The following is a 26,805-nucleotide window of genomic DNA, read 5'->3' as shown; positions in this document are numbered from 1 at the left end:
CGGCCCCGCCCCCCCCCCCCCCCCCGCCGGCGGACCGGCCGGCACGCCCACGGGCGAGGTCGCGGACGACGTCGCGCTCGTCGTCGCGACGTCCGGCTCGACGGGCGAGCCGCGCGAGGCCCTCCTGACCGCAGCGGCGCTGCGCGCCTCGGGGCGGGCGACCGAGCGCCGCACCTCGGGGCCCGGCCGGTGGCTGCTCGCGCTGCCCGTCGACCACGTCGCCGGCCTGCAGGTGCTGGTGCGGTCCGTGCTCGCGGGGACGCGCCCGGTGGCCGTGCCCGACGGCCCGTTCACGCCCGAGGCCTTCGCGGCGGGCGGCGGCGCCCTCGACGAGGCGGACCCCGCAGCGCCGGTCGACGTGCCGCGCTACACCTCGCTGGTCCCGACGCAGCTCGTCCGTCTCCTGGACGACGCCACCGCGACCGCCGCGGCACGCACGTTCGACGCGATCCTGCTCGGCGGCGCCGCGGCGCCTGCCGCCCTGCTCGCCCGTGCCCGCGAGGCGGGCCTGCGCGTGGTCACCACGTACGGCATGACCGAGACGTGCGGCGGCTGCGTGTACGACGGCGAGCCCCTCGACGGCGTCCGGGTCCTGCTCGACGACGACGGTCGCGTGCTGCTCGGCGGCGACGTCCTGACCGCGGGCTACCGCGACCGCCCCGACCTCGACGCGACGACGTTCGTCGAGCGGGACGGCACCCGGTTCCTGCGCACGAGCGACCTCGGGCGCCTCGACGACGGCCGGCTCACGGTGCTCGGGCGCGCCGACGACGTCGTGGTCACGGGTGGCGTGAACGTCGCGCCCGCGGCCGTCGAGGCGGCGCTCGTGACGCTGCCCGGCATCGCCGACGCGCTCGTCGTGGGCGTCCCCGACGACGAGTGGGGCCAGTGCGTCGCGTGCCTCGTCGTGCTCGACCCGGGCACCCCCGCACCCGCGCTCGACGACGTGCGCGCGCACGTGACCCGCACCCTCGGCGCGCCGCACGCGCCGCGCCACCTGATCGTCGTCGACGCGCTGCCGCTGCGCGGTCCGGGCAAACCCGACCGTCGCACCGCCCGCGCGCTCGTCGAGGCCCGCCTCCACCCCACCTCACCCGGGAGCGCCGCGTGACCACACCGCAGGAATGGGTCGCCGGAGCGCGACCCCGCACGCTGCCCGCCGCGGCTGCACCCGTGCTCGTCGGCACCGGCGCCGCCGCACAGCTCGACGCTGCGCACGTCGGACGCGGGCTGCTCGCGCTCGGCGTCGCGCTCGCGCTGCAGGTCGGCGTCAACTACGCCAACGACTACTCCGACGGCATCCGCGGCACGGATCTCGAACGCGTCGGGCCCATGCGGCTCACCGCGTCCGGCGCGGCCCGCCCCTCAGACGTGCGCAACGCGGCGTTCGTCGCGTTCGGCGTCGCCGCGCTGCTCGGACTGTGGCTCGTCGCCGCGTCCGGCACGTGGTGGCTGCTCGCCGTCGGCGCGCTCGCCATCGCGGCCGCGTGGGGCTACACGGGCGGGCGCAAGCCCTACGGGTACCTCGGGCTCGGCGAGGTCGGCGTCTTCACGTTCTTCGGGCTGGTCGCCGTGCTCGGCACCACCTACACGCAGGCCGGGCGCCTGTCGTGGGTCGCCTGGGTCGGGGCCGTGGCCGTGGGGCTGCTCGCGTGCGCGCTGCTCATGGTCAACAACCTGCGCGACATCCCGACCGACGTGCTCGCCGGCAAGCGCACCCTCGCGGTGCGCCTCGGCGACCGGCGGGCGCGGTGGAGCTACGCCGGGCTCGTCGTCGTGCCCGTGCTGCTCGGGATCGTGTGCGCGTTCGCCGCGCCGTGGGCGCTCATGGTGAGCGTGCTGCTCGCGCCGGCCGGGGTGCTCGCGGTGATCGTGCTGCTCGGTGCGCACGGTCGTGCGCTCGTGCCCGTGCTGGCCGGGACGGGGATGCTCGAGCTCGCGTTCGGCGTGCTGCTGGGGCTCGGGCTGTCGTTCTGACGCGTCAGCCGCGGGTCTCGTCGTCCCGCGCGCTCCCGGCCACCTGCTCGTCGGGAGCACGCTCGGCGGGCGTGTGCTCGTCGGCAGCCTGCTCGTCGGTCGGCGCCTGGTCGTCGTGGGGTGCGGCCGCGTCGACGATCGCGTCCTCGTAGCTCGCGTCCTCGTCGGCGGCGGTGCGGCGACGCGTCCCGGCCCGCGCGGCCGAGCGCTGCTCGACCCACGCCGCGGCGGCGCGGCCCTGCCGTGCGAGCAGCACGTACGACAGCGCCCACGCGACGAACATCCCCCCGATCGGCGCGAGCCACGAGCGCATCCCGATGAACCACAGCGCGGTCGTCGCGACCGCGAACAGCGCGAGGCGCAGGACGGTGTAGATCACGGCGGGCACGCCCCCAGCGTAGGCGGGCCGCGTGCCCGCACGGGCCAGTCGCAGCCCCGTCCGGGGCGATCTCGGCCACACCCGCGGCCCGGCCGCCCCCGGCAGCAGATAGCCTGCCGGGATGAGGTACCTGGGGACGTTGCTGCTGATCGGCCTGGTCGTCTACTGCGTGATCGACATCGTGCGCAGCGAGGACGACGAGCGACTCGGCGTGCACCCCGCGCTCTGGGTGCTGCTCGTGGTGCTGTTCCCGCTCATCGGCGGGGTCGTGTGGCTGGCCGTGAGCCGGACGCGGCGCGCCAACGCGCGTCCGCAGGAGGCCGCCGGGCACGCGACCACCGGTCCGGTCGCGCCCGACGACGACCCCGAGTTCCTGTGGCGTCTCGAGCAGGAACGCCGCCGCCGCGAGGCCCGCGGCACCGACGACGAGCCCCGCGACTCCACGGGCCCCGCCACCGGCTGACCCCGCGCACGAGCGGGCGCTCACTGCCGCTCGCCCCCTGTGGACGACCAGCCCGGCGTGTCGGTGCATCTCGGTACGATTCGTACATGCGTTCGACGCTCTGCGCCTCCGATGCCCCCGTGGCGACGGTGACCGAGGCTGCCACCGCTGCCACGGCGCACGCCTCTCCCGCACCCCGTGAGCACACCGTCGACGTCACGAGCGCGGTCGCCTCGCTGGTCGACCTCGCGCGGTCCCTGCTCGCCCCGGCACGTGACGGCGCGAGGTGGACGAGCTCGCGCCGGCAGTCGGTGATCACAGGGATCGACGACACGGTGGCCGCACTGACGGCCGCGCGAGCCCACCTCCTGCACGCCGAGCAGCGCGCCGGCAGCTGGTCCGGGCGCGGGGACCGCGACTTCGCCTCGTGGCGGGGCCGGGTCACGCGCGGCGGAGCGCCAGCCGCGTCCGCGGAGGTCCGCGCCGCCGACGTGCTCGCGTCGATGCCGGCCGTCGAGCACGGGCTCGCGAGTCGTTCGCTCTCCCAGCGACACGTCGACGTGCTGGCCCGCACCGCCGCCACGGCATCACCGGCGGTCGCCGCGGCGCTCGCCCAGCCCGAGGAGCAGCAGGCGCTCGTGGCGCTCGGGCGTCGGCTCGACGGGCGCGACTTCGCGCGTGCCGTCGACCGGTGGGCGGCCGCCGTCGATCCCGTGGCTCTGGAGCGGGACCACGCCGCCCAGCGCGAGCACAGGCACCTGCACGTGACCGACACGCCGGGCGGGACGCAGGTGCGCGGCCTGCTCGACCTGCGCGCGGGTCACCGCCTGCGCCTGGCGCTCGAGGCCGCGAGCCCACGGCCGACCACGGACGACGAGCGCACGGTCGAGCAGCGCCGCGCAGACGCGCTCGCCGCGATCGCGGAGCACACGCTGTCCTCGCCCGGCTCCCCTTCCGCGGCGGCCGTCGCTCCTCACGTCTCCGTCGTGCTCACGGAGGACACCTGGACCGCCCTCTCCCGCGGCCTGCACCAGGGCGGTTCCAGTTCACCCGCCCAGAGCACGGGCGAGGCCGCGGTCGGTCCGGCCGACGTCGCCCCGGCGGAGGTGCTCGCCGAGCGCCTACGCGGGGTCGCGCCACCCGCCGACGAGGAAGGCACCCCCATCCCGGTCAGCGAGGTCGCCCGGCTCTTGTGCGACTGCGAGCTGACGCGCGTCGTCGTCGACGCTGCCGGGCGGCCGGTCGACGTGGGGCGCGGCCAGCGTCTGTACTCCGGGTACCTCCGCCGGGCGGTGATCGCCCGTGATCGAGGCTGCGTGTGGGCGGGATGCGGCGCGCGCGCCCGGTGGTGCGAGGTCCACCACGTGCGCTGGTGGGACAGGGACGGCGGCGAGACGTCGGTGGAGAACGGAGCGCTGCTGTGCAGCTTCCACCATCACGAGGTCCACCGCCGCGACCTGGTGGTCAGCCGCTCACCCGGCGCAGTGCCGGGCGCGATCCGCCAGGTCTCGTACACGGTCCGGACGCGAGACGGTGCCGTCGTCGCCTCCGACCTCGTCGAGCACCCCGACCGTCCGCCGTGAGCACCGGCCGGGGGTCGGGCGGCGGGCTAGAAGGCGTACGAGTGCAGGCCCGGGATGACGAGGTTGACGACCGTGAAGTTCGCGAGCACGACCGCGTAGCCGACGAACACGAAGTAGGCGGCCTTGCTGCCGCTCCAGCCGCGGGTCGTGCGCGCGTGCAGGTAGGCCGCGTAGACGACCCATGCGACGAACGTGCCGACCTCCTTGGAGTCCCAGTTCCAGTAGCGGCCCCACGCGTCCTCGGCCCAGATCGCCCCGCCGATGAGCGTGAGCGTCCAGAGCACGAAGGCGAGCGCGTTGAGCCGGAAGGACAGCGCCTCGAGCCGGCGCGAGTCGGGCACCTGGTCGAGCCAGCGCAACCGTGGGCCGGTCACGGCCAGGCCGGAGATCGACTGGCGCACGCCGTCCGCGGACTTCCACGGGTGGTCGAGGTGCGAGCGGCCGGTCTCACGGCCGTAGCGCAGCACCTGCAGGACGGCCGTGGCGAACGCGACCGTGAAGATGCCGGTCGCGATGATCGCGACACCGACGTGCAGCACGAGCCAGTAGTTCTGCAGCGCGGGCCGCACGGCGTCGGCCCGGACGAAGAAGCTCTCGATCGCGACGACGAGCGCGGTGACCGCGATGCCCATGACGACGACGCCGAGGAAGGCGATCACGCGACGGCGCTGGACGACTGCGAGGACGGTGGTCGCGACGAAGACGCCGACGAGCGTGAACTCGTACATGTTGGCTGTCGGCCACCGGCCGGCCGCGATGCCGCGCAGCACGATCGCCGCGAAGAGCAGCACGCAGCCCAGGTAGGTGGTGCTCCGCGCGATGCCCTCGGCGCGCGGCGAGCGGCCGATCGCGGCCTCGTCGGCCGACCCGGCGATCGCCGACGCGCTCGCCGACCGGGTCACCGGGCCCGAGCCGGACCCGAGGTGCTGGGAGACCGGGGACGCGGCCCCCGCGCTCCCGACCGCGACGGTCGCGGGCACGCCCGCGCGGTCCTCGCCCGCCTCGGCATCGAGCTCGGGCCGACGGCGCTGCGCGTTGTCGGCGAGCCGTGCCAGGTCGATCGTGTAGGCGACGAGCGCGATGGTGAAGGCGGTCGCTGCGGCCCAGACCAGCAGCGTGCTCAGGTCACCCGTGTTCATGCCATCTCCCCATCACTGACGTCGCGTGAGTCCGTCGTTCGGTCGGTCCGTCCGGTCGCGGTGCGGTCCTGCGTCTGCGTCGTGGCCCCGGCGGACGCGAGCGTCGCGAGGAGCACACGTTCGAGCTCGGGCTGGAGCCCGACGTCGTCGCCGCGGGCGAGCCCGGCGGCCGTCACCACTGTAGATCGAGGCGCCGCGGATGCCCTGCGGTCGTCGGGCGGCCCGCTCGACTCCCCGTCGAGGTCGACCCCGGCGGGGTCGTCGCCCGCGCTCGCGCGGATCCACAGGCGTCGACGCGGCGCGAACAGCGAGGCCGCCAGCCCCGCGAACGCCGCGAGCGAGAACACCAGCACGTACGTCAGCGCGGGGTCGTGACGCAGGTCGAGCGCGACGAAGCGCGAGACCGAGCCGAAGGTCACGGAGCCCAGGCCGTCGGGCAGCTCGACGGTCTCGCCCGGCCGCAGGTACAGCGTGATCGCGGCGCCCGAGTCGTCGACTGCCTGCGTCATGCGGGCCTCGTCGAGCTGGTAGGCGTTCTGCGGGACCCCGGTGTCCAGACCCAGGTTGCCCGACCACACGGACAGCACGAGCAGCGGAGCGTCGGCCTGCGGGTCAGTCGAGCGGTACAGGCCGTCGGCCACCTCGACCGCGGTCGGCAGGAGGTAGCCGACGAGGCCGATCTGCGGCTGGTCGCCCGAGACGTCGGGCACCTTCACGACGCCGCGCGACGTGTAGACCTCGTCCTGCGGGAGGAAGGGGACGGCCCCGGCGAACGCGACCTCGCCGGACGCGTCGCGCACCGTCAGCTCGGGCGCGTAGCCGTTGCCCTGCAGGTAGATCTTGCCGCCGTCCCGCTCGAGCGGGTGGTTGACCTTGATGACCTCGGCGTTCGCCGTGCCGTCGGGGTCCGTGACCGTGACGTACGCGGCGAAGTCGCGCGGCTCGAGCGTCTCGTCGTCGAACCGTGCGGTGAAGTCGTCGAGGCGGACCGTGAAGGGCTGCAGGCTGTCCTCGCGGAACGCCGAGCCCTTCTCGAAGGTGTCGTACTCCTTGACCGCGTTGGCCATGCCGCGGCCCTGCAGGATGATCGCCTGCCCGCGGTAGTGCAGCATCTGACCGGCCGCGACCGAGACGAGCAGCCCGACGAGCGCGAGGTGGAACACCAGGTTCCCGGTCTCGCGCAGGTAGCCGCGCTCCGCGGAGACGGACCACGTGCCGCGGCCCTCGTCGTGCACGTCGACGCGGTAGGACCGGGCGAACGGCAGCCACGCCGGCCCGCGGCGCAGGACGGCGCGCGCCGCGAGCACGACCTGCTCGGGTGTGGCGTCGCTCGTCGCGTCGGCCTGCGCGGGGAAGCGGGTGAGCCGTCGCGGCGTGCGCGGCGGCCGGCCGCGGAGCCCCGCGAGGTGCGCGCGCGTGCGGGGCAGGATGCAGCCGACGAGCGAGATGAACAGCATCAGGTAGATCGCGGAGAACCAGATCGACGAGTACACGTCGAACAGGCCGAGCCGCTCGAGCCACGGCCCCGTCGTCGGGTGGTCGACGAGGTACTCCGCGACCCGGGCGGGGTCCTGCGCGTTCTGCGGGAACATCGTGCCGGGCACGGCGGCCACGGCCAGGAGCATGAGGAGCAGGAGCGCGACGCGCATGCTCGTGAGCTGACGCCAGGCCCAGCGGGCCCAGCCGACGAGCCCGAGCGTGGGCAGCTGCGGCGCCGAGTCGCGCGCCTCCGCGGGGGCGGCATCGCCTGCGGGCTCGCGCGTGTCGGTCGTCGAGAACGTGTCCTCGAGACCGTCGGGGCGGTAAGAGGTCACGTCACACCACCGGCACGAAGCTGTCGGTGAACACGTTCTGGAGCCATTGCGCCCACTGCGACCAGACACCGGTGACGAGCGCGAGGCCCAGGACGACGAGCAGGCCGCCGCCGACCCGCATGATCGCGAGCCGGTGCCGACGCAGGAACGCCAGGGCACGCGCGGACCGCTCGACGCCGAGCGCCACCAGGAGGAACGGGAGCCCGAGGCCGACGCAGAAGGCGACCGCGAGGAGCGCGCCGCGGGCCGCGGACGCCTGGTCGAGCGAGAGCGTGTAGATCGCCGCGAGCGTCGGGCCGATGCACGGCGTCCAGCCGAGCCCGAACGTCACGCCGAGCAGCGGCGCGCCCCACAGCCCGGCGCGCGGCGCGAGGTGCAGCCGCTTGTCCTGCTGCAGGAACGGCACGAACCCCACGAACGCGAGGCCCATGAGGATCACGACGGCGCCGAGGACCCGCGACAGCGTGTCCGACCACTGCACCAGTGCCGCGCCGAGCGTGCCTGCGAGCACGCCGAACAGGACGAAGACGAGCGAGAACCCCGCGACGAAGAGCCCGACGCCGGCGAGCACGCGACCACGCCCGGCCGCGGTCGCCGTGGCGGCCCGCCCCTCGTCGGCGACGCGCGCACCGGACGGCCCACCGACGGTCGGCAGCCCGGGGACCGTGCCCCGCACGACGCCACCCGCGACCGCCGGCGCCGAGCCCGAGCCCACGGCCGTGCGGCCCGAGGTGGCACCGGTCATCCCGCCCAGGAACGCGAGGTAGCCGGGCACGAGCGGCAGCACGCACGGCGACGCGAACGAGACAAGCCCGGCCAGCACGGCGACGGGGATCGCGAGCGCGAGCGACCCGGTGGAGGCGGCGCGACCGAACGCGTCGCCCGCGTCCGCCAGCACCGGCGCGGCCACGGGCACGGCCAGGGCTCCGGCGCCGACCGACGCCGCGAGCGCGGCGATCGTCACGACGCCACCGACTCGTCGAGCAGGTCGTCGACCAGGGTGCGCAGCGTCGAGCCGTCCGCGAGGCCCACGATGCGCGCGGCGACCTTGCCGTCGCGGTCGAGCACGACCGTGGTGGGCACGGCGTTGAGCGGCACGATGCCCTGCAGCGCCGCCACGGCGGCGCCGCTGCGGTCGTCGATGCTCGGGTACGGGATCTCGAACGTGCGCTGGAACGCCTCGGCCGCACCGGCCTCGTCGCGCGAGTTCAGCCCGAGCACGTGCACGCCACGGGCGGCGTAGTCGTTCGCGAGCGCGACGAGGTCGGGTGCCTCCGCGCGGCACGGCGGGCAGGCCGCGTACCAGGTGTTGAGGACGACGACGTCACCCTGCCACGCCGCGACGTCCTGCGCCTGGCCCTCGTAGTCGGTGCCGGAGAGCGCCACAGGCCCTTCGCGGTCGCCCGCGGCCCAGGTCTTCGTCGAGCCGTCGCCCGACTGGTAGTTCTGCCCGACGACGTCGTTCGACGCCGACTCGTCGGCCGAGCCGCAGCCCGCGAGCACGCCGACCAGCCCGGTGGCCATCACGGTGGCCAGCACGGCGGCCAGGACCGGAACCCGGCGCACGGCACGGGTCGCTCCAGCACGGGTCGCTCCGGCACGGGTCGCTCCGGCACGGGTCGCTCCGGCACGGGTCGCTCCAGCACGGGCCGCTCCGGTGCGGGCGCGCGGACGACGGCCCTCCGACGCGCTCACGTCACGCCCCGGCCACGGTCGCGGCGCCCGGCAGCAGCGCCGCGGCGGGTTCGGTGTAGGTGATCGAGACGAGCTCGTCGTCCTCGTAGCGCAGGCTCGTCAGCGAGGCCAGCGAGCACTGCCGCTTGCGCGGGTCGTGCCACAGGCGGCGGTTCTCGAGCGCGAGCCGCGTGATCCACACGGGTAGCTGGTGGGAGACGAGCACGACCTCGTGACCGCGCGCAGCGGCGCGCGCGTCGTCGACCGCCGCGAGCATGCGGTCGGCTTGCTCGCGGTACGGCTCGCCCCACGACGGGCGGAACGGGTTGCGCAGGTAGGGCCAGTGCTGCGGGTGGCGCAGCGAGCCGTCGCCGACGCCGAACGTCATGCCCTGGAAGTGGTTGGCGGCCTCGATCAGGCGCGCGTCCGTGCCGATCTCGACGCCGAACGCGGCGGCGATCGGCGTCGCGGTCTCCTGCGCGCGCTCGAGCGGCGAGGCGATCACGGCGACCACGTCGCGGCGCGGACCCGCGCTCAGCCCGCTCCCCGCGCTCTGCGCGACGGTGTCGGCGGCCTCGTCGTCCTGCCCGAGCTCGCTGAGCCACGCGCCGTCGTACTCACGGCCCGACAGGTGCACCGCGACGATGCGCGCCATCGCGCGGCCGCGTTCGGACAGGCGGTAGCCGGGCAGACGGCCGTAGAGCACACCCTCGGGGTTGTGCACCTCGCCATGACGCATCAGGTGGACGGTGGTCGCGACCATGGCAGTCAGTGTCCCTCACGCACCCGTGTGCTCGGGGCCCCGTCCCGGCTCACGCGGGGTGACACGCACCACCGGTGAGGTGGACGCGCACGGCCTCCATCGCCTCGCCGAGCGCGGCGAACTGCGCGGGCGTCAGGACGTCGACGAGGTGCGCGCGCACGGACCGCACATGGCCGGGCGCGGCGTCGACGAGCCGGCGCCAGCCCAGCTCGGTCATGGTGCAGTCGACGCCTCGCGCGTCGGAGGGGCACTGCTGCCGCTCGACGAGGCCCTGCTCCTCCATGCGCCGGACGGTGTGGGTGAGCCGGCTGCGCGAGTGCGCGAGGCCCGTCGCGATCTCGGACATCCGCATGGTCCTGCCGGGCGCCTCCGAGAGCCGGACCAGGACCTCGTACTCGTGGACGGACAGTCCGGAGTCCTTCTCGAGCTCGTGCGCGAGCACGTCGGAGAGCATCGCGGTCGCCGTGCGGAACGCACGCCAGGACAGCTGCTCGTCGGCGCTGAGCCAGCGCACGGGAGCCTGCGGGGGCGCGTCGGGAGCGTCGGGCGCGCGCTCGACGGTGGTCGGGGCGGTCACGGGTCACCTCTCTCGGTCGAGCGCAGGCCGCGCGGGGGGTCGACGGCGCGGGGGATGGGCCGGTCGAGCGTCGTGAGCGGGGCTGTGACGCGCGACACGTCGGCTTGCGCTCCACCCACCACTGTAGTACAACTTTGAACTAACAGGTTGTTGAGACTTCAACGATCGACCCGAGAGCCGCAGCCCCGAGCACCACGAGCGACGCGACCCCCACGACGAGGAGCACCCCATGAGCACCGCCACCAGCACCCTCCCCACCGGCCTCACCACCGGCACCTGGGCCATCGACCCGTCGCACACCGAGGCGGCCTTCACGGTCCGCCACGCCGGCATCTCCAAGGTCCGCGGCACCGTCGCGGTCACCGACGGCGCGATCACGGTCGGCGAGGACCTCGCCTCGACCGCCGTCACGGCGACGCTCGACCCGTCGACGGTCTCGACCGGCGACGCGAACCGCGACGGCCACCTCAAGAGCGGCGACTTCTTCGACGTGGAGAAGTTCGGCCAGTGGACGTTCGCCTCGACCGCGATCCGCGCCGAGGGCGGCGACTACGTCATCGCCGGTGACCTCACGATCCACGGCGTCACGCGCCCCGTCGAGCTCGCCACCGAGTTCAACGGCTCGGCGGTCGACCCGTTCGGCAACACGCGCGCCGGGTTCGAGGCGTCCGTGACGATCTCGCGCAAGGACTTCGACCTCACCTGGAACGCGGCCCTCGAGGCCGGCGGCGTCCTCGTCTCGGACAAGGTCACCATCACGCTCGACGTCTCGGCCATCAAGCAGGCCTGAGCCTCGCGTCGGCTCGCCTCTGAGCGAGTCCGCACCGCCGCAGGGCGGGTCCGTCGCACACGCGCGCGGGCCCGCCCTTCGTCGTGGTCAGACGCCCTCGTGCCGGCGCGCGTCGTGGAACGCGAGGATCTGCAGCTCGCTCGCGACGTCGACCGCGCGCACCGTCACGCCGTCCGGCACGCGCAGGGCGCGCGGGGCGAACGTCAGCAAGCCCGTCACACCCGCCCCGACGAGCCCGTCGCACACGTCCTGCGCGTACGGCGCCGGCACGGCGATCACCCCGACCGTCGCGCCCGTGCGCGCCACGACCTGTGCGAGCGCGTCGACCGGCTCGACCACGAGCCCGGCCACGCGCGTCCCGACGACCTGCGGGTCCGCGTCGACGAGCGCCGCGACGTCGAACCCCCGCTCGGCGAACCCGCCGTAGCTCGCGAGCGCGTGACCCAAGTACCCGATCCCGACGATCACGACCGTGCGCCGCGTCTGCACGCCGAGCACCGCACCGATCTGCCGCTCGAGGTGCGCGACGTCGTACCCCACGCCTCGTCGGCCGTACGAGCCCAGGAACGACAGGTCCTTGCGCAGCTGGGCCGGGCTGACGCCCGCGGCGCGCGCGAGCTCCTCCGAGGTCACGACCCCCGTCCCGCGCACGGCCTCGAGCGCGTGCAGGTACCCGGGCAGGCGCGCCACGGTGGCGCCGGGGACCTGGGCCGTGCTCATCGGGTCACGCGCTCCGGACCGGGCTCAGCGCGCGGCCAGCGCGCGCCGCAGCCGCGCCGACTCGATCCGCCAGTAGCCCTGCCGGACGCCGTCCACCTCGACCACGGGGACCAGCTCGCTCAGCTCGCCGAGGTCGCGGCCGGGCTCGGTGTCGCGGTCCACGTCGACCTCGCGCCACGTCGTGCCCGCGAGCGCCGCCTCCGCCGCGACGAGCGCGCGTGCGTCGGCGCACAGGTGGCAGCCGTCGCGAGAGAAGAGCACCACACGGGGGGCGGTCGTCGGCTCGTCGTGCACGTGCCGACACTAGACCCGCCGGGGCCCCGCGTGGGGCGACGAGCGGCACCCGCCTGCCCGTACGCACCGGCCCGGCCCCGGATCGTTGTGGGCCCGCGCGCTCGTTACAGTGACCGGGTGTCCGAGCCGCGTGGTGCGTCCAGCGCCGACGACCCCGTCGCCGACGCCGCGAGCACGCCCCGGCCGGCCGCGTTCTTCGACGTCGACAACACGATCGTGCGCGGCGCGAGCGCGTTCCACCTGGCCGTGGGCCTGTACCGGCGCGGGTTCTTCCGGCCGTGGGACCTCGTGCGGTTCGCCGGTCACCAGCTGCGGTACCGGATGCTCGGAGAGAACCGCCGCCAGATCGACCGCCTCCGCGGTGAGGCGCTGACGATCATGCGCGGCCACTCGGTCGCCGAGGTCACGGCGATCGCCGAGGACGTGTACGACGAGGTGCTGCACCTGCGCATCTACCCCGGCACGCGGGCCCTGCTCGACGCGCACCGCGCGGCGGGCGTCCCGGTCTGGTTCGTGACCGCCTCGCCGCGGGAGATCGCCGAGCTGCTCGCGCGGCGGCTGGGCGCGACGGGCGCGTTGTGCACCGTCGCGGACGAGGTCGACGGCTTCTACACCGGACGCCTGGTCGGGGACCTGCTGCACGGCGAGGCCAAGGCGCGCGCCGTGCGCGAGCTCGCCGACCGCGCGGGCCTAGACCTCGCGCAGTCGTTCGCGTACGGCGACTCGACCAACGACGTGCCGCTCCTGAGCACCGTGGGGCACCCGTGCGCGATCAACCCGGACCGCCGGCTGCGCCGCCGCGCAACCGAGCTCGGCTGGCCCATGCGCGACTTCCGGCCCGCGCGGCACCGCGTGCGGCGCGGCGCGCGTGCGGCGACCTACGCCGGCACGGCCTGGGCGCTCGCCGTGACCGCCCGGGCGGCGCGCCGCGCCCTCACCGCGCGCACCGACCGCTGATCGCCGCACCGCAGACGCCGAACTCGTCGCCGCACCTGGGTGCCAGCGCCCTGGTCAGGGCCCGATCTGCGGCACGAGGGCGCCTAGTGTGGTTCGTCGTGACCGTTCTCGTCCGCCCCGCTCGACGCGACGACGCCGCCGCCCTGGCGGAGCTCGCCGCCCTGACGTTCCCCCTGGCGTGCCCGCCCGGCTCGACCCCCGAGGACCAGCGCGTGTTCGTCGAGACCGTGCTGTCGCAGTCCTCGTTCGAGGGCTACCTCACCGACGGCCGGCGGACGGTCCTGGTCGCGCAGGACGACGAGAGCGAGCAGCTCGAGGGGTACGCGATGCTCGTCTCGGGCATGCCCGCGGACACCGACGTGCGGTCGGCGCTGTCGCTGTGGCCCACCGTCGAGCTCTCGAAGTGCTACGTGCGCCCGCAGCGGCACGGCGCCGGGGTCGCGGACCTGCTCATGGGCGCGTCCCTCGACGACGCGCGCGACCGCCGGGCCGTCGGCTGCTGGCTGGGCGTGAACCAGCTCAACGAGCGCGCGCAGCGCTTCTACCACCGGCACGGCTTCCGGCGCGTGGGCACCAAGCACTTCCGGGTCGGGTCGCGCATCGAGGACGACTACGTCCTCGAGCGCGTCCTGTGACCCGCGTCCTGTGACGGCCGCGGGCTGTCACTCCCCCGTGCGCAGGCGCACCACGTTCCACGACACCGGCGGCACCTCGACGCGCAGGCGCCCGTCCGCGACCTGAGCAGTCGCGTTGGCGCGCGGCGCGACAGACGTGTCGTCGGCCGCGGTCGCCTGCCAGGTGTGGTCCGGGTTGGCCAGCGTGCTCGCGTCGACGAGCCGCAGGCCCGGGATCGAGCGCAGGTCCACGTCGAGCAGCGCGGGCTGGGTCGTCGACCGGTTCACCGCGAAGAGGGCGACGTCGCCCGTCTCGGCGTCGTAGGTCGCGACCGCGTCCGCGAGCGCGGCGTCGCCGAACTTGGCGGTCTCGTACGTCGCGACGTCGAGCGCGACGCGCAACACGTCGCCGCGCGCGAACCGCGACGCCTGGGCGAACGGGTGGAAGATCGTCTGCTTCCAGGACCGGCCACCGGGCTCGGTCATGATCGGCGCGATCACGTTGACGAGCTGCGCGAGCGACGCGGCGTGCACGCGGTCGGTGTGCCGCAGCAGGCTGATGAGCAGGTTCCCGACGACGACCGCGTCCGCGACGTTGTACGTGTCCTCGAGCAGCACGGGGGCGACCGGCCAGTCATCGCCCACCGGCGGCTGGGACTCGGCGCGGTGCTGGTACCAGACGTTCCACTCGTCGAACGAGATGTGGATGCGCTTGGACAGCTTCTTGTGCGCCCGCACGGCGTCGGCGGTCGCCGAGACCGAGTCGATGAAGTGGTCCATGTCGACCGCGGAGGCCAGGAACGACCCGAGGTCGCCGTCCTCCTCCCAGTAGTACGCGTGCGCCGAGATCAGGTCGACGTGCTCGTACGCCTCGGACAGCACGACCCGCTCCCACTCGCCGAACGTCGGGATCCCCACGCCCGACGAGCCGCACGCGACGAGCTCGAGGTCCGGCTGGACCATCCGCATCGCGCGGGCGGTCTCGGCGGCCAGGCGCCCGTACTCGTGGGCGGTCTTGTGCCCGATCTGCCAGGGGCCGTCCATCTCGTTGCCCAGGCACCACATCCGGATGTCGTGCGGCTCGGGCGAGCCGTTCGCGCGGCGCTGGTCCGACAGCCGCGTCCCGCCCTTGACGTTGCAGTACTCGAGCAGGTCGAGCGCCTCCTGCACGCCGCGCGTGCCGAGGTTGACCGCCATCATCGGCTCGACCTCGGCCGCCTTGGTCCAGCGCATGAACTCGTCGACGCCGACGGTGTTCGGGTCGGTCGAGTGCCATGCGAGGTCCAGCCGACGCGGCCGCTGCTCGACCGGACCGACGCCGTCCTCCCAGCGGTAGCCCGAGACGAAGTTGCCACCCGGGTAGCGCACGGTGCTCACCCCGAGCTCGCGCGTGAGCTCGATGACGTCCTTGCGGAAGCCGTCGGCGTCGGCCGTCGGGTGCGCCGGGTCGTGGATACCGGTGTAGACGCAGCGGCCGAGGTGCTCGACGAACGAGCCGAACGTGCGACGTCGTACGGGGCCCACACGGAACGCAGGGTCGAGGGTGATGCTCACGGGGATCATGCGAGGACCTTCTGGGACGGCGAACGGGTGTCGTGGGACCGGACCGTCACGACGGCAGTGACGTGACGCGACGCGGTCCCGACGGGGCGGGGTCGGCCCGGCTTCTCCATCGTTGTAGAAACTCGCGAGAAAAGCCACGCCCGGCGCGCAGAACGCCCGGATGCGCCGCCAAGGTCCGGATGCGCAGAACGGTCCGGATGCGCAGAAGGGCCCGGCCGTGGTCGGCCGAGCCCTTCTGTCACGCGCTGCCGGGGCAGCGCGAGGTCACTTCTTGTTGCGACGCTGGTGACGCGTCTTGCGCAGCAGCTTGCGGTGCTTCTTCTTGGCCATCCGCTTGCGGCGCTTCTTGATGACGGAGCCCATGGGTCCACTCTCGCTTCCGGGTGTGGCCCGCGGAGGCGGACCGGTGCTGGTCGATCGGCACGTGGTCACCCGTGAGGGCCTCGGTCGCGCGCTTGCACGCATCAACTGTCCACGCAGAGGAAAGTCCGAGCGCCTACCTTACGCGATCGCGGGGCATGCCCGCGACGCGGGCCGGCAGCGATCGTCCCGATGCCCGCCCTGACACCCGTCACGTAGGCGTCGGCACGGCCGTCAGGACGTGCGGCGCTCGGTGTCCTGCTCGGGTGCGATCGTCGACATCGACGACCGCAGGTAGGCGTCGAGGGCGTCCTGCGGCACGCGGAACGACCGTCCCACCCGCACGCCGGGCAGCTCGCCCGAGTGCAGCAGGCGGTACACCGTCATCTTGGAGACGCGCATGACGTCGGCGACCTCCACCACCGTCAGGTAGCGCACGCGGCCCGGCTGGTCGCTCATCTCTGCGGTCATCCTCCTGGAGCGCCTCGCGACGCTCGTCCCACGGTCCGCTGGCGGTCCGCTCGTGCCCGTCGCCACCCCGTCCTCGGGGTGACTGGGGCCAACCCTAGTGGCGCGTGGGACACGAGTGAAAGGGGTGACGAGAGTGACAGCCGAACGTGCGACGGCGCGCGCGCTCAGTCGTGGTCGACGTCGAGGCCCAGCAGCGGGAAGCTCATCGCCCGCGTCGCACGGATCGCCCGGTCGACGTCGTCGGACGGGTCGAAGCCCGAGCCCCACGATCGGAACGTCGGCGTCGCGCCGTCCGTCATCAGGCGCGGCCCCTCGCGGCCGTACTCCGCGGCGACGCGCTCACGCCACGCCTCGGGCACGGGGGTGGCGGGGTCGATCGGCCGGTGCGCGGCGACCGCGATCAGGTGCGTCCACGCGCGCGGCACCACGTCGATGATCGCGTAGCCGCCGCCGCCCGTCGCGAGCCAGCGTCCGCCCGTGAGCTCGTGCGCGAGCTCGTGCAGCCGCTGCGCGGCCATCCGCTGCGCGTCGACCGAGACCCGCAGGTTGCTCAGCGGGTCGAGGCCGTGCGCGTCGCAGCCGTGCTGCGTGACGAGCACCTGCGGCTCGAACGCCCGCAGCACGGCGGGCACCACGGCGTCGACCGCGCGCAGCCAGCCGACGTCGCCGGCCCCCGACGGCAGCGGCAGGTTCACGGCGGAACCGGGCGCCGCGGAGCCACCGGTCTCGTGGGGGTCCCCCGTCCCCGGGAACAGCGCGCGACCCGACTCGTGGACCGAGACGGTCAGGACCCGCGGGTCGTCCCAGAAGACCGCCTGGACGCCGTCGCCGTGGTGCGCGTCGAGGTCGACGTACGCGACCCGCTCGGCCCCCTGGGCGAGCAGCGCGTGGATCGCGACAGCGACGTCGTTGTAGACGCAGAAGCCCGACGCAGCGCCCGGCATCGCGTGGTGCATACCGCCGGTGATGTTCACGGCGTGCTCGCACTCGCCGCGCCACACCGCGAGCGCCGCGTCGACCGTGCCCTGGACCACGCGCGCGGACGCCTCGTGCATGCTCGGGAACAGCGGGTCGTCGGCCGTCCCGAGGCCGCGGGCCTCGTCGCGCACGCCCTCGTCGGCCGCGCGGCGCACCGCCGCCACGTACGCGGGCTCGTGCACGCTGGTGAGCAGCGCGTCGTCGGCGATGCCGGCACGCACCAGGTCGACGTGCTCGAGCAGGCCGAGCGCGTCCGCGAGACCGATCGTGAGCGCGAGGCGATCGGGCGCCATGGGGTGCCCGGTGCCGAAGTCGTAGCGCAGCATCTCGGGCGCCCACTCCACGCGTGCCCGCTGCGTCATGCCCTCACCCAAACATCCCCGGGGCACGCTGTCGAACGCCACGCGGCGCGTCTCGTCGTGCGTCTCGTCGTGCGTCTCGTCGTGCGTCTCGTCGCGACGTGCCGGGACGAGCGCGACCTCATGCGGCGTGTCGTGCCAGAGTGTGCGATGCACGTCCGCGGACCACCCGGCCCGGGCAGGGACGGCGTCGATCTCGACGGAGCCCTTCCGGCGCACGGGCCGGTCACGGGCGAGGTCGCTGGGCACGAGGGGAGCGTGGCGGGCATGGCGCGCACGGGTCCCGGTGTGCTCTGGCGGGCGCGGGAGATCGTCGACCGCTCGGCCCGGCAGTCCCCGGCACGGCTCGCGCTCGGGGTGTTCGCCGCCGTGATCGCCCTGGTCACCGTGCTGCTCTCGGCGCCCTGGGCCACCGCGCACGGGTCCCGCGCGCCGTTCGTGGACGCGCTGTTCACCGCGACGTCCGCGAGCACCGTCACCGGGCTCGTCGTCGTCCCGACGGGCGAGTACTGGTCGACGTGGGGCCTCGTCGTGATCCTCGTCGCGATCAAGATCGGCGGCCTGGGCGTCATGACGCTCGCGTCGCTGCTGGGCATGGCGGTCTCGCGCCGCATCGGTCTGACGCAGCGGCTGCTCGTCTCGTCCGAGACCAAGTTCACGCGGCTGGGCGAGGTCGGCTCGCTCGTGCGCACGGTCATCGTGACGTCGACGATCCTCGAGGTCGCGATCGCGCTCGTCCTGCTCCCCCGCTTCCACATGTACGACGAGTCGTGGGGCACCGCCGCGTGGCACGCGACGTTCTACGGCGTCTCGTCGTTCAACAACGCCGGGTTCGTGCCGACGCCCGAGGGGCTCGCGCCGTTCATCTCCGACTGGTGGGTGCTGCTGCCGATCATCGTCGGCGTGTTCATCGGGTCGCTCGGCTTCCCGGTCATCCTCAACGTCGCGCAGCACCTGCGCGAGCCGCGCCGGTGGAGCCTGCACGCCAAGCTGACCATCACGACGAGCTCCGCGCTCGTCGTCGCGGGCGCGGTCCTGGTCGCCGCGTTCGAGTGGACCAACCCGAACACGTTCCGCGACCTCGACGCCTCGGGCACCGCGCTCGCGTCGCTGTTCGCGGGCGTCATGCCACGCTCGGCGGGCTTCTCGACCGTCGACGTGGGCCAGATGCACGAGTCCACGTGGCTCCTGACCGACGCGCTCATGTTCGTCGGCGGTGGCTCGGCCTCGACCGCGGGCGGCATCAAGGTCACGACGCTCGCCGTCATGCTGCTCGCGATCGTCGCCGAGGCGCGCGGCGACCGCGACGTCGAGGCGTACGGCCGGCGCATCCCGCGCGACGCGCTGCAGGTCGCGATCGCGGTCTCCCTCATCTCCGCGACGTTCGTGCTCATCGCCTCGCTCCTGCTGCTCGCGATGACCGGCGAGCGGCTCGACACGATCCTGTTCGAGGTCATCTCCGCGTTCGCCACGTGCGGGCTGAGCACCGGCATCACGCCGACGCTGCCCGACGGGGCCAAGTACGTGCTCACCGTCCTGATGTTCATCGGCCGGACCGGCACGATGACGCTTGCGGCCGCGCTCGCGCTGCGCAACCGTCGTCGGGTGATCCGGCTACCGGAAGAGAGGCCGATCATTGGCTGAGACCATGCGCGACGCGCGTTCCAGCATGCAGAACGCGCCCCGCACGCCCAAGAAGGACTCCGGCGTCCTGGTGATCGGGCTCGGCCGGTTCGGCTCGGCGATCGCCGCGACGCTCGACCGGCTCGGCCAGGACGTGCTCGCGGTCGAGCGCTCCCCCGAGCTGGTCGCGCAGTGGGCCGGGCGCATCGCGCTCGTCGAGGCCGACGCGGCCAACCCCGAGGCGCTCGAGCAGGTGGGCGCGCGCGACTTCCCCGTCGCGGTCGTCGGCGTCGGCTCCTACCTCGAGGCCTCGGTGCTCATCACGGGCAACCTCGTCGACATCGGCATCCCGCAGATCTGGGCGAAGGCCGTCTCGAACGAGCACGCCCGGATCCTGCAGCGCATCGGCGCGCACCACGTGGTGCTGCCCGAGGCGGACGCGGGCTCGCGCGTCGCGCACCTCGTCTCGGGCAAGCTGCTCGACTACATCGAGGTCGAGGACGGCTTCACGGTCGTCAAGATGCGCCCGCCGAAGGAGACGCAGGGGTTCACGCTCGCGCAGAGCAAGATCCGCGAGCGTTACGGGGTGACGATCGTCGGCGTGAAGTCGCCCGGGCTGGACTTCCAGTACGCCACCCCTGAGACGCGGATCTCGCAGAACGACATCATCATCGTCTCGGGCCACGCCGACCTGCTCGAACGGTTCGCCGCGCGCCCCTGATCGGGGGTACCGCCGGGCACCGCGCGCCGATAGCATCGCTGGTCGCGGCCGGGTCCCGGTCGCGCGAGCACGTCCGGTGCGAGCCGGGCTGCCGAGCAGGAGCGGAGGTGCGCGATGGCGAAGAAGCCGTCCGCCGACGAGGTGCGGGCACGGCTCGACGACGTCGCGCGGAGCCTCGAGGCCGCTCCGGGCGTCCGGATCACCGACCTCGACGCGGCCTCGACCCCGTCGTTCGACGACGGGCGGAAGACCGGCGAGAAGCTCCTCGGCACCATCGGCGAGCGGATGTCGGAGCTGCAGGAGCGCCTGTACGCGCACGGCCGCTCAGGCGGCGACCGCTCGGTGCTGCTCGTCCTGCAGGGCCTCGACACCGCCGGCAAGGGCGGGATCGCGCGGCACGTGCTCGGCCTCGTCGACCCGCAGGGCGTCGCCCTCAAGGCGTTCGGCCGGCCCACGCCCGAGGAGCTCGAGCACGACTTCCTGTGGCGCATCCGCAAGGCGCTGCCGCCCGCGGGCCGGATCGGGCTGTTCGACCGCTCGCACTACGAGGACATCCTGGTCCCGCACGCCACCGGGACGGCCGACGCCGACGAGCTCACGGCGCGGTTCGCGGCGATCGAGCAGTTCGAGCGCGAGCTGGTCGCGGGCGGCACGACCGTCGTCAAGGTCGCGCTGTGGGTCTCGCGCGACGAGCAGTACCTGCGCCTGCGCGAGCGGCTCGAGCGCCCGGACAAGCACTGGAAGTACTCCCCGAACGACGTCGACGTGCGCCTGGCCCGCCCCGCGTACGAGGCCGCGTACGACGAGGTGCTCGCCCGCTCGTCGTTCGACGTCGCGCCCTGGTACGTCGTGCCCGCGGACCGCAAGTGGTACGCGCGGCTCGCGACCAGCGCGCTGCTCCTGCGCGCGCTGCTCGACCTCGACCTGGACTGGCCCGACCCCTCGTACGACGTGGCCACCGAGCTCGCGCGTCTGGACGCCACCCGCTGACGCGCGCCTGATGTCAGCTGGTTGGCACAACGAGGTGCCGACCAGCTGACTGCCCGCCCCCACGCCACGCGCGGGGCCACGCTCAGACGCGCGTGGCGAGGAGCAGCGCGGCGTGGTCCACCTCGAGGGCCGGGGACTGGACGCCGACGGTGGCCAGCACGAGGCCGGTCAGGCGCAGCGGGCGCTCCCACCAGCCGGGACGGTCCCAGCCGTTGCGCACGCTCGACGGACCGTGCGGCACCACGTCGTACATCGCGTCCGGGTCCAGGCCCGGCAGCCGCACCCGGCCGGGCGGCCACGTCGCGGGACGCTCGCGCTGCACGAGCGCGAACACCGCGCGGGAGCGGTCCTGCGCGACGACGCCGTGCAGCCACTGCCCGGCGGCGGGCAGGTCGTCGCGCACGGTCCGGCCGGTGTGCAGGAGCCCTCGCTCGGCCTGGTACAGGGCGATCCACGCGGCCAGCTCGGCGCGCTCGTCGTCGGACGCCTGCGTGAGGTCCCACTCGATGCCGAACGACCCCAGCAACGCGGTCACCGCGCGGAATGACAGGTCGAGGACCCGGCCCGTGGTGTGCGCCCGGCCCGCGCCCACGTGCGAGCCGACGAGCTCGGGCGGCAGGAGCTGGGCGGTCCACCGCTGGATCTCCTGGCGCTCGCGCGCGTCGAGGCAGTCCGAGGCCCAGACCCGGTCGGTGCGCTCGAGGACGGCCAGGTCGACGCGCGCGCCGCCCGACGAGCACGACTCGATCTCCAGGCCGGGGCAGTCGGCGCGGATCGCGTCGAGCAGCGCGTACACGGCCGTCGTCTGCGCGTGGACGCCGGGCGCGCCGTCCACGCCACCGGCCTCGACCAGGTCGCGGTTGTGGTCCCACTTCACGTAGTCGACGCCGAGCTCGCGCACGAGCGAGACGACGCGTGCGCGCAGGTAGGCGGCGACCTCGGGGCGCGCGAGGTCGAGCACCTGCTGGTGTCGCTGCAACGGCGGCTGACGTCCGGGGACCTGCAGGATCCAGTCGGGGTGGGCGCGGGCGAGGTCGGAGTCCGGGTTGACCATCTCGGGCTCGAACCACAGGCCGAACTGCATCCCGAGGCCGTGCACGTGCTCGACCAGCGGCTCGAGCCCGTCGGGCCACACGTCCTCGTCGACGAACCAGTCGCCCAGGCCCGCGCGGTCGTCGCGGCGCCCGCGGAACCAGCCGTCGTCGAGCACGTACCGCTCGACGCCGAGCGACGCCGCGAGGTCCGCGAGCTCGAGCAGGCGGGGCAGCGAGTGGTCGAAGTAGACGGCCTCCCACACGTTGAGCGTGACGGGACGCGGCGTGCGGGGGTGCTGCGGGCGCGCGCGCAGCAGCGCGTGGAACCGGCCCGCGAGCGCGTCGAGCCCGTCGCCGTACGAGCCGTACAGCCAGGGCGACGAGTACGAGGCGCCCGGCGCGAGGCGGACCTCGCCGGGCAGCAGCAGCTCGCCACCTGCGAGCACGCGCGTGCCGTCGGGCATGAGCTCGGCCTGCGTGCGGTGGTTGCCGGACCACGCGACGTGCACGCCCCACGCCTCGCCGCGGCGGAACCCCGTGCCGGGCTCAGCCGCGATCAGGACGAGCGTCGCGTCGGCTCCCGTGCGACCGCGCCGACCCTCGCGCACGTGCGTGCCGACCGTGAAGGCGTGGCGCTGCGGCGTGCGCTCCTGGGACCAGCGCCCGGCGAGGTCGTGGATCTCGCTCGCGTGCGAGGGCACCGGCAGCGCGGGCAGGAGCGAGTCGAGGGTGTAGGTCGAGCCGCCCTCGTTGGTGAGGGTCGCGCGCGTGCGGACCACGCCCTGCGGGGTGAGCTCGATCGTGAGCTCGAGGCCCAGGCGCGCGGTCTCGTCGGACGCCGTGACGCGCAGCGCACCGCCCGCGCCGGGGGTGTCGACGACGTCCGTCGAGCCCACGGCGAACGAGGGCGACCACGCCTGGCCGTCCCGATGGCCCGCGACGCCCGGGGTCCCGAGCCACGCCTCGGCCTGGCCGGGCAGCAACGACGGCGGCACGGGGGCGTCGGTCTGCGTGCCCGCGTGCGGCCGGACGGACGCGACCGCGAGCGCGGCGAGGGCGGCGTCGCCGAACCCCGCGCCGAGGTCGCTCCCCCAGTGCAGGACGCGCGGCAGGCGGTCGTCGGACTCCAGGAGCAGGCTCACGCCCGAGGCGCGCAGGTGGACGAGCATGCGCCCCATCCAACCAACTCCCCCGCCGGCGGGCGCCCCGTTCGGCCCGCTCACGCGACGGGCCGCGCCCGGCCGGTGGGTTCCACCTGACCGGGCGCGGCCCGTGCGCGACGACAGCCGGCTGACGGCTGCGGACCGGGTCCTAGACCCAGGCCGCCGACCTCGCCGTCGCGGCCTTCACGACGAGCCGGGTCGCCCCGGTCGACGGCAGGACCGTGCTCGAGCCCGCGTAGCGGGCCTTGACCGAGTACGTGCCCTTGGCCAGCTTCGGCAGCGTCACGACGACCGCGCCGTTGCGCAGCGTGCCCGTGCGGGTCGCCACCGGCTTGCCGCCGGAGGTCACGGTGACCGTGACCTTGCCGGTGGCCTTCACCGCCGAGGTCACCTTGACCGTCACCTTCGCGGCGGTCTTCGAGGTGACCGACGTGACCGTCGCCTTCGTCGTCGACGACGCCCGCGTGACCTTCACGGTGAGCGTGGTCTGGGACGCCGCGTACGCGCTCGTCCCGTCGTACACCACGGTGAGCCGGTGCGTGCCGACGCCGAGGTTCTGCACGGCGACCGTCGCCTTGCCTCGCGACAGGGTCCCCGAGCCGACCTTGGCGCCGCCCTTGAGGATGCGCACGGTGCCGGTCGGCGTCGCCGCCGTGGCCGTCACCTCGACGTTGACCCGCATCGTGGTGCCGAGCTTGGCCGAGGCCGCGTCGGCGTACGTGCGCGTCGCTGCCGCGACCTTGCCGGGCGCGGGCACCGCGAGGGAGTTCACGACCTCGGTGTTGCCCGCGACGTCGACCGAGCGGTACTGCACGGTCGTCGCGTACGCGCCGATCGCGAGGGAGCCCGTCCACTCCTTCCACGACCCCGAGCCCACGCGGTACTCGGTGCGCGCGACACCCGAGGTGTCGTCCGCCGTGCTCATGGCGACCGTGCGGGTCGCGGCGGTGAACGTCGCGCGCGAGACCGGGGCGACGGTGTCGATGCCGACCTCGAGCGACGCGGGAACCGCCGACGTGCGGCCCGAGCCGTCCGTCGCGCGGGCCTGCACCACGTGCCGGCCCTCACCCGTGACCGTCGTCGTGATCGAGCTGCTCGCCGAGCTGACCCAGGGGTCGTCGTCGACCTTCACCTCGACCGACCGGATCCCGGCCACGTCCGTCGCCGAGGCGGTCACCGGGACCGACGGCGAACGCCACCAGCCGGCCGAGCCGTCCGCGGCGAGGCCGGGCGTGAGCGTCACGACCGGGTCGCCCTCGTCGGTGACCCGGACCGTGAGCGAGGCGCGCACCGCCACGCCGCCCGCGAGCCGGCCCGCGACCGTGAACTCGCCGGGCACCGCGTACGACGCCGGGTCGATCGCGTCCCACGTGACCGCGACCTGACGCGACGAGCCGTCGGCGTAGTGGGCCGTGGCCTTCGCCGGGAGCACCGGGGCGACGCCCGGGTCCGTCGTCACGACCTGCTCGTCGACCGACTCGACCAGGAGGTCGGGCTGGTACGCCGCGCGGACCGTGTCGAGCTCGGCCTGCGTGATCGGCAGGACCGTGCCGTGCCGCGGGCTCGAGGGCAGCTGCGCGGTGGGCAGCGCGGTCCACGTGCCCGCGGCGATGTCGGTCGTCGTGAACGCCATGTAGCCGCGGCCGCCGTGGTAGCTCGGCTGGTCGATGAACAGGTACCAGGAGTCGTTGTCGCCGTTGGCCTTGAACGCCGTCGGGCCCTCACCGCTCGTGAACGTGCCACCCCACGGGTTGGGCTGGCCGACGCCGATGCGCTCCTTGACGAGCTGCCAGCCGGGCGACGAGGTCGTCGTCGGCAGGGCGCCCGTGACCGTCGCGAGCAGGTCGGTCGACTTCTCCTGGCGGACCGTCATGGAGGCCTCGTCCTTGACGAACCGGTAGTACGTCGAGCCGTCCTTGACGATCGTCGCGTCGATCATGCCGAGGCCCGTGCCGCGCTTGACGTCCATCCACGGCTGCGCCTCGCTGAACGTCACGAAGTCGCGCGTGGTCGCGTACATCATGCGGTTGTACGTCGAGGTGTAGCTGCGGCCCGCGACCGTGGTCGTCGGGTAGAGGTTGGACGCCCAGTACACGACGTACGCGCCGAGGTCCTCGTCGTAGTACGCCTCGGGCGCCCAGGTGTTGCCCGCGAAGTCGGTCGAGACCTTCACGTGGCGCTGGTCGGACCAGGTCACCAGGTCGGTCGACTCCCACACCTCGATGTACGTCGAGCCCGACTGCTGCGCGCGGCTGAAGCTGCCGCCCGGGTAGATCTTGAGGTCCGTGGCGATCATGTAGAACTTGTCGCCCTCGGGCGAGCGGATGATGAACGGGTCACGCAGGCCGCGCTCGCCGTACTCCGAGGTCAGGACCGGCTCAGCGTCGTTGAGGTCGTCCCACTTGGTCGGGTCGTCGCCCTGGCTCGCGCCGAGGTAGATCGACTCGCCGTCGTCCGTGCTCTCGCCCTCGAAGTAGGCGAACAGGTACGCGTCGGTCGCGACGGCCTGCGGGAGGGCCGGGACGGTCGCCGTGATCGTCCGCGTCGCGGTGGAGCCGTCGAGCGCGCCCGTCGCGGTGAGCGTGACCGTGGCGGTCGGCTGGCCGTGCGCGGGTCGGTGCACGCGACCGGTCCCGTCGACGACGGTCGGGTCGGACGACGCCCACGTGAACGTCGTGCCGTTCGCGCCCGCCGTCGGCAGGGTCAGGTTGCCGCGCACGTCGTCGACGTTCACGACCTCGATCGCCGCAAGGTCCTCGGCGATCAGGCCGGGTGCCGTGGGCCGCTCGAGGACGGTCACGGTGAACTGCTTGGTCTCCTGCCCGCTGCCCCGCGTCAGGGTCGCGGTGAGCGTGACGGTCGCGTCGCCCGCACCGGCCGCGGGACGCGTGACCACGCCCGTCGTCGAGACGACCGCCGGGTTCGACGACGCCCACGTGATCGCGGAGCCGGCGCTGCCGAGCGTCGGCAGCGTGAGGGAGGACCGCACCGCCGAGGTGTCGCCGAGCGTCAGCGCCGCGGCGTCCGCCGCGAGCGCGGGTCCGGTCACGTCGGACGCGAGCTCGGTGAGCTCGGTCGACGTCAGCGCACGGTCGTACACGCGGAAGTCGCGGACCTTGCCCTGGAACGACTTGTCGCCCGCCCACGCGGACCGCCCGATGAAGTTCGCGGCGCCGCCGTTCGCGACCTGGCTGGGCTTGACGGTGATCGCGCTGTTGCGCGCGACCTCGACGCCGTCCTCGTAGAGGACCGCGTAGCCGGGCGCCGCGGGCGTGCCGCCGACGATCGTGTAGGTCAGGTGCCGCCACGAGCCGGTGGCCAGCGCGGCCGACCGGGTGGTGCTCTGCTCCGTGGTGTACGTGGCGGTGGTGATGGCCCCGCGCAGGCGCGCGTCTCCGTCGCTGCCGGTCACGAAGACGTACCCGGTCCCCGACGAGAGCGACGCGGGGTTGCCCAGGGTGAACAGGAAGTAGTTCGCGGTCATGCCGGGCGTGATGTTCACGTCGAAGTCGACGGTCACCGAGTCGAGGCCGCTGAGCAGGCCGTCCGGCAGCGCGATCGCGTTGCCGGAGCTGCTGGCGCCGCCGCTGAACGTGAAGCCGTCACCCGCGTTCCAGGACGCCGCGCCGGTCACCGCCGCGTGGCGGCCGTGGCCCGAGGAGTCCGCGGCCACGGTGCCGCTCGTCTCGTCGAGCTTCCAGCGGCCGACCAGGCCGTCGTCGGTCGCGGCGCCGGCCGGTGTCGCCACCAGCGCCGTGGTGAGGGCGACGGAGGCCGCGGCCACCGCTCCCCATAGTCGTCGTGCTCGCATTGCGCACTC

General features: G+C 74.1%; 25 protein-coding genes. 10 read left to right on the top strand and 15 right to left on the bottom strand.

What is annotated here, in order from left to right; all coding sequences use genetic code 11:
* Positions 1-1,111: o-succinylbenzoate--CoA ligase (menE, locus tag CWIS_RS10265; protein ID WP_048343199.1), on the top strand; the 1,111-nt coding region annotated here is incomplete at its 5' end.
* On the top strand, positions 1,108-1,977 hold the full coding sequence (locus tag CWIS_RS10260; RefSeq protein ID WP_048343179.1) for a 1,4-dihydroxy-2-naphthoate polyprenyltransferase: 870 nt from the start codon (positions 1,108-1,110) through the stop codon (positions 1,975-1,977). The genes menE and CWIS_RS10260, both read left to right, overlap by 4 nt.
* 4 nt (positions 1,978-1,981) lie before the next feature.
* On the opposite strand, the gene CWIS_RS10255 is transcribed toward CWIS_RS10260, so the two are convergent.
* The gene (locus CWIS_RS10255) at positions 1,982-2,365 is read right to left on the bottom strand and encodes a DUF4229 domain-containing protein (RefSeq protein WP_048343178.1); all 384 of its coding nucleotides are present in this window, start codon (positions 2,363-2,365) and stop codon (positions 1,982-1,984) included.
* Positions 2,366-2,477: 112 nt separating this feature from the next.
* On the opposite strand from CWIS_RS10255, the gene CWIS_RS10250 reads away from it, so the two are divergent.
* Together CWIS_RS10250 and CWIS_RS17665 are read left to right on the top strand one after the other, a co-directional pair.
* Positions 2,478-2,819 carry a PLD nuclease N-terminal domain-containing protein gene (locus tag CWIS_RS10250; RefSeq protein WP_048343177.1) on the top strand — a complete coding sequence of 114 codons (342 nt, stop codon included), beginning with the start codon at positions 2,478-2,480 and terminating at the stop codon, positions 2,817-2,819.
* 86 nt (positions 2,820-2,905) lie between these two features.
* On the top strand, positions 2,906-4,381 hold the full coding sequence (locus CWIS_RS17665) for an HNH endonuclease signature motif containing protein (protein ID WP_082156381.1): 1,476 nt from the start codon (positions 2,906-2,908) through the stop codon (positions 4,379-4,381).
* Positions 4,382-4,407: 26 nt separating this feature from the next.
* Here the strand turns inward: CWIS_RS17665 and ccsB are convergent, their stop codons facing one another.
* The 6 genes from ccsB to CWIS_RS10215 all read right to left on the bottom strand — a co-directional run bounded on the left by ccsB (position 4,408) and on the right by CWIS_RS10215 (position 10,348).
* Positions 4,408-5,520, bottom strand: a complete 1,113-nt coding sequence (ccsB, locus tag CWIS_RS10240; RefSeq protein WP_048343176.1) for a c-type cytochrome biogenesis protein CcsB — start codon at positions 5,518-5,520, stop codon at positions 4,408-4,410.
* Positions 5,517-7,334, bottom strand: a complete 1,818-nt coding sequence (locus CWIS_RS10235) for a cytochrome c biogenesis protein ResB (protein ID WP_082156380.1) — start codon at positions 7,332-7,334, stop codon at positions 5,517-5,519. Before CWIS_RS10235 ends, ccsB begins: the two co-directional genes overlap by 4 nt.
* A gap of 1 nt (position 7,335) precedes the next feature.
* Complete coding sequence (locus CWIS_RS10230) at positions 7,336-8,169, bottom strand: cytochrome c biogenesis CcdA family protein (protein ID WP_369796551.1); 834 nt, start codon at positions 8,167-8,169, stop codon at positions 7,336-7,338.
* 125 nt (positions 8,170-8,294) lie between these two features.
* Positions 8,295-8,858 carry a TlpA disulfide reductase family protein gene (locus CWIS_RS10225; protein ID WP_048343194.1) on the bottom strand — a complete coding sequence of 188 codons (564 nt, stop codon included), beginning with the start codon at positions 8,856-8,858 and terminating at the stop codon, positions 8,295-8,297.
* 172 nt (positions 8,859-9,030) lie between these two features.
* Entirely contained in the window at positions 9,031-9,771 is a 741-nt protein-coding gene (locus CWIS_RS10220) for a histidine phosphatase family protein (RefSeq protein ID WP_048343175.1), read from the bottom strand.
* Positions 9,772-9,820: 49 nt separating this feature from the next.
* Positions 9,821-10,348 (bottom strand): MarR family winged helix-turn-helix transcriptional regulator, encoded by a 528-nt coding sequence (locus tag CWIS_RS10215; RefSeq protein ID WP_048343174.1) that lies wholly within the window; start codon positions 10,346-10,348, stop codon positions 9,821-9,823.
* Positions 10,349-10,577: 229 nt separating this feature from the next.
* On the opposite strand from CWIS_RS10215, the gene CWIS_RS10210 reads away from it, so the two are divergent.
* Positions 10,578-11,138: a YceI family protein gene (locus tag CWIS_RS10210; RefSeq protein ID WP_048343173.1), complete on the top strand. Its 561-nt coding sequence runs from the start codon at positions 10,578-10,580 to the stop codon at positions 11,136-11,138.
* Between the two features lie 87 nt (positions 11,139-11,225).
* Here the strand turns inward: CWIS_RS10210 and CWIS_RS10205 are convergent, their stop codons facing one another.
* Both CWIS_RS10205 and CWIS_RS10200 read right to left on the bottom strand, forming a co-directional pair.
* Positions 11,226-11,858 carry a redox-sensing transcriptional repressor Rex gene (locus CWIS_RS10205; RefSeq protein ID WP_048343172.1) on the bottom strand — a complete coding sequence of 211 codons (633 nt, stop codon included), beginning with the start codon at positions 11,856-11,858 and terminating at the stop codon, positions 11,226-11,228.
* A gap of 24 nt (positions 11,859-11,882) precedes the next feature.
* On the bottom strand, positions 11,883-12,152 hold the full coding sequence (locus CWIS_RS10200; RefSeq protein ID WP_048343171.1) for a glutaredoxin family protein: 270 nt from the start codon (positions 12,150-12,152) through the stop codon (positions 11,883-11,885).
* A gap of 117 nt (positions 12,153-12,269) precedes the next feature.
* On the opposite strand from CWIS_RS10200, the gene CWIS_RS10195 reads away from it, so the two are divergent.
* Positions 12,270-13,109 (top strand): HAD family phosphatase, encoded by an 840-nt coding sequence (locus CWIS_RS10195; RefSeq protein ID WP_082156378.1) that lies wholly within the window; start codon positions 12,270-12,272, stop codon positions 13,107-13,109.
* Positions 13,110-13,207: 98 nt separating this feature from the next.
* On the top strand, positions 13,208-13,744 hold the full coding sequence (locus CWIS_RS10190; protein WP_048343192.1) for a GNAT family N-acetyltransferase: 537 nt from the start codon (positions 13,208-13,210) through the stop codon (positions 13,742-13,744).
* Between the two features lie 27 nt (positions 13,745-13,771).
* Here CWIS_RS10190 and CWIS_RS10185 read toward each other — a convergent pair whose 3' ends face one another.
* The 4 genes from CWIS_RS10185 to CWIS_RS10175 all read right to left on the bottom strand — a co-directional run bounded on the left by CWIS_RS10185 (position 13,772) and on the right by CWIS_RS10175 (position 17,457).
* Positions 13,772-15,286, bottom strand: coding sequence for an alpha-N-arabinofuranosidase (locus CWIS_RS10185; protein WP_048343170.1), 1,515 nt, complete (start codon positions 15,284-15,286; stop codon positions 13,772-13,774).
* 264 nt (positions 15,287-15,550) lie between these two features.
* Positions 15,551-15,649, bottom strand: coding sequence for a 30S ribosomal protein bS22 (locus tag CWIS_RS18055; protein WP_003792170.1), 99 nt, complete (start codon positions 15,647-15,649; stop codon positions 15,551-15,553).
* Positions 15,650-15,880: 231 nt separating this feature from the next.
* Positions 15,881-16,105 carry a helix-turn-helix domain-containing protein gene (locus CWIS_RS10180; protein WP_048343169.1) on the bottom strand — a complete coding sequence of 75 codons (225 nt, stop codon included), beginning with the start codon at positions 16,103-16,105 and terminating at the stop codon, positions 15,881-15,883.
* 176 nt (positions 16,106-16,281) lie between these two features.
* Complete coding sequence (locus CWIS_RS10175; protein WP_048343191.1) at positions 16,282-17,457, bottom strand: acetoin utilization protein AcuC; 1,176 nt, start codon at positions 17,455-17,457, stop codon at positions 16,282-16,284.
* A gap of 264 nt (positions 17,458-17,721) precedes the next feature.
* Here CWIS_RS10175 and CWIS_RS10170 point away from each other — a divergent pair, with 264 nt between their 5' ends.
* The 3 genes from CWIS_RS10170 to CWIS_RS10160 all read left to right on the top strand — a co-directional run bounded on the left by CWIS_RS10170 (position 17,722) and on the right by CWIS_RS10160 (position 20,788).
* Positions 17,722-19,098, top strand: coding sequence for a TrkH family potassium uptake protein (locus CWIS_RS10170; RefSeq protein ID WP_048343190.1), 1,377 nt, complete (start codon positions 17,722-17,724; stop codon positions 19,096-19,098).
* 4 nt (positions 19,099-19,102) lie between these two features.
* A complete protein-coding gene (locus CWIS_RS10165) occupies positions 19,103-19,798 on the top strand; it encodes a TrkA family potassium uptake protein (RefSeq protein ID WP_048343168.1) in 696 nt (231 codons plus the stop codon).
* 114 nt (positions 19,799-19,912) lie between these two features.
* Positions 19,913-20,788 (top strand): PPK2 family polyphosphate kinase, encoded by an 876-nt coding sequence (locus CWIS_RS10160; RefSeq protein WP_053071663.1) that lies wholly within the window; start codon positions 19,913-19,915, stop codon positions 20,786-20,788.
* A gap of 82 nt (positions 20,789-20,870) precedes the next feature.
* Here the strand turns inward: CWIS_RS10160 and CWIS_RS10155 are convergent, their stop codons facing one another.
* Positions 20,871-23,000: an alpha-galactosidase gene (locus CWIS_RS10155; RefSeq protein WP_048343167.1), complete on the bottom strand. Its 2,130-nt coding sequence runs from the start codon at positions 22,998-23,000 to the stop codon at positions 20,871-20,873.
* A 133-nt stretch (positions 23,001-23,133) separates the two neighbouring features.
* Positions 23,134-26,769 (bottom strand): immunoglobulin-like domain-containing protein, encoded by a 3,636-nt coding sequence (locus tag CWIS_RS10150; protein ID WP_053071662.1) that lies wholly within the window; start codon positions 26,767-26,769, stop codon positions 23,134-23,136.
* Positions 26,770-26,805 lie beyond the last annotated feature (36 nt).

This window comes from Cellulomonas sp. A375-1, assembly GCF_001040865.1.
GTDB lineage: Bacteria > Actinomycetota > Actinomycetes > Actinomycetales > Cellulomonadaceae > Cellulomonas > Cellulomonas gelida.
This window is presented reverse-complemented; position numbering and strand designations above follow the sequence as displayed.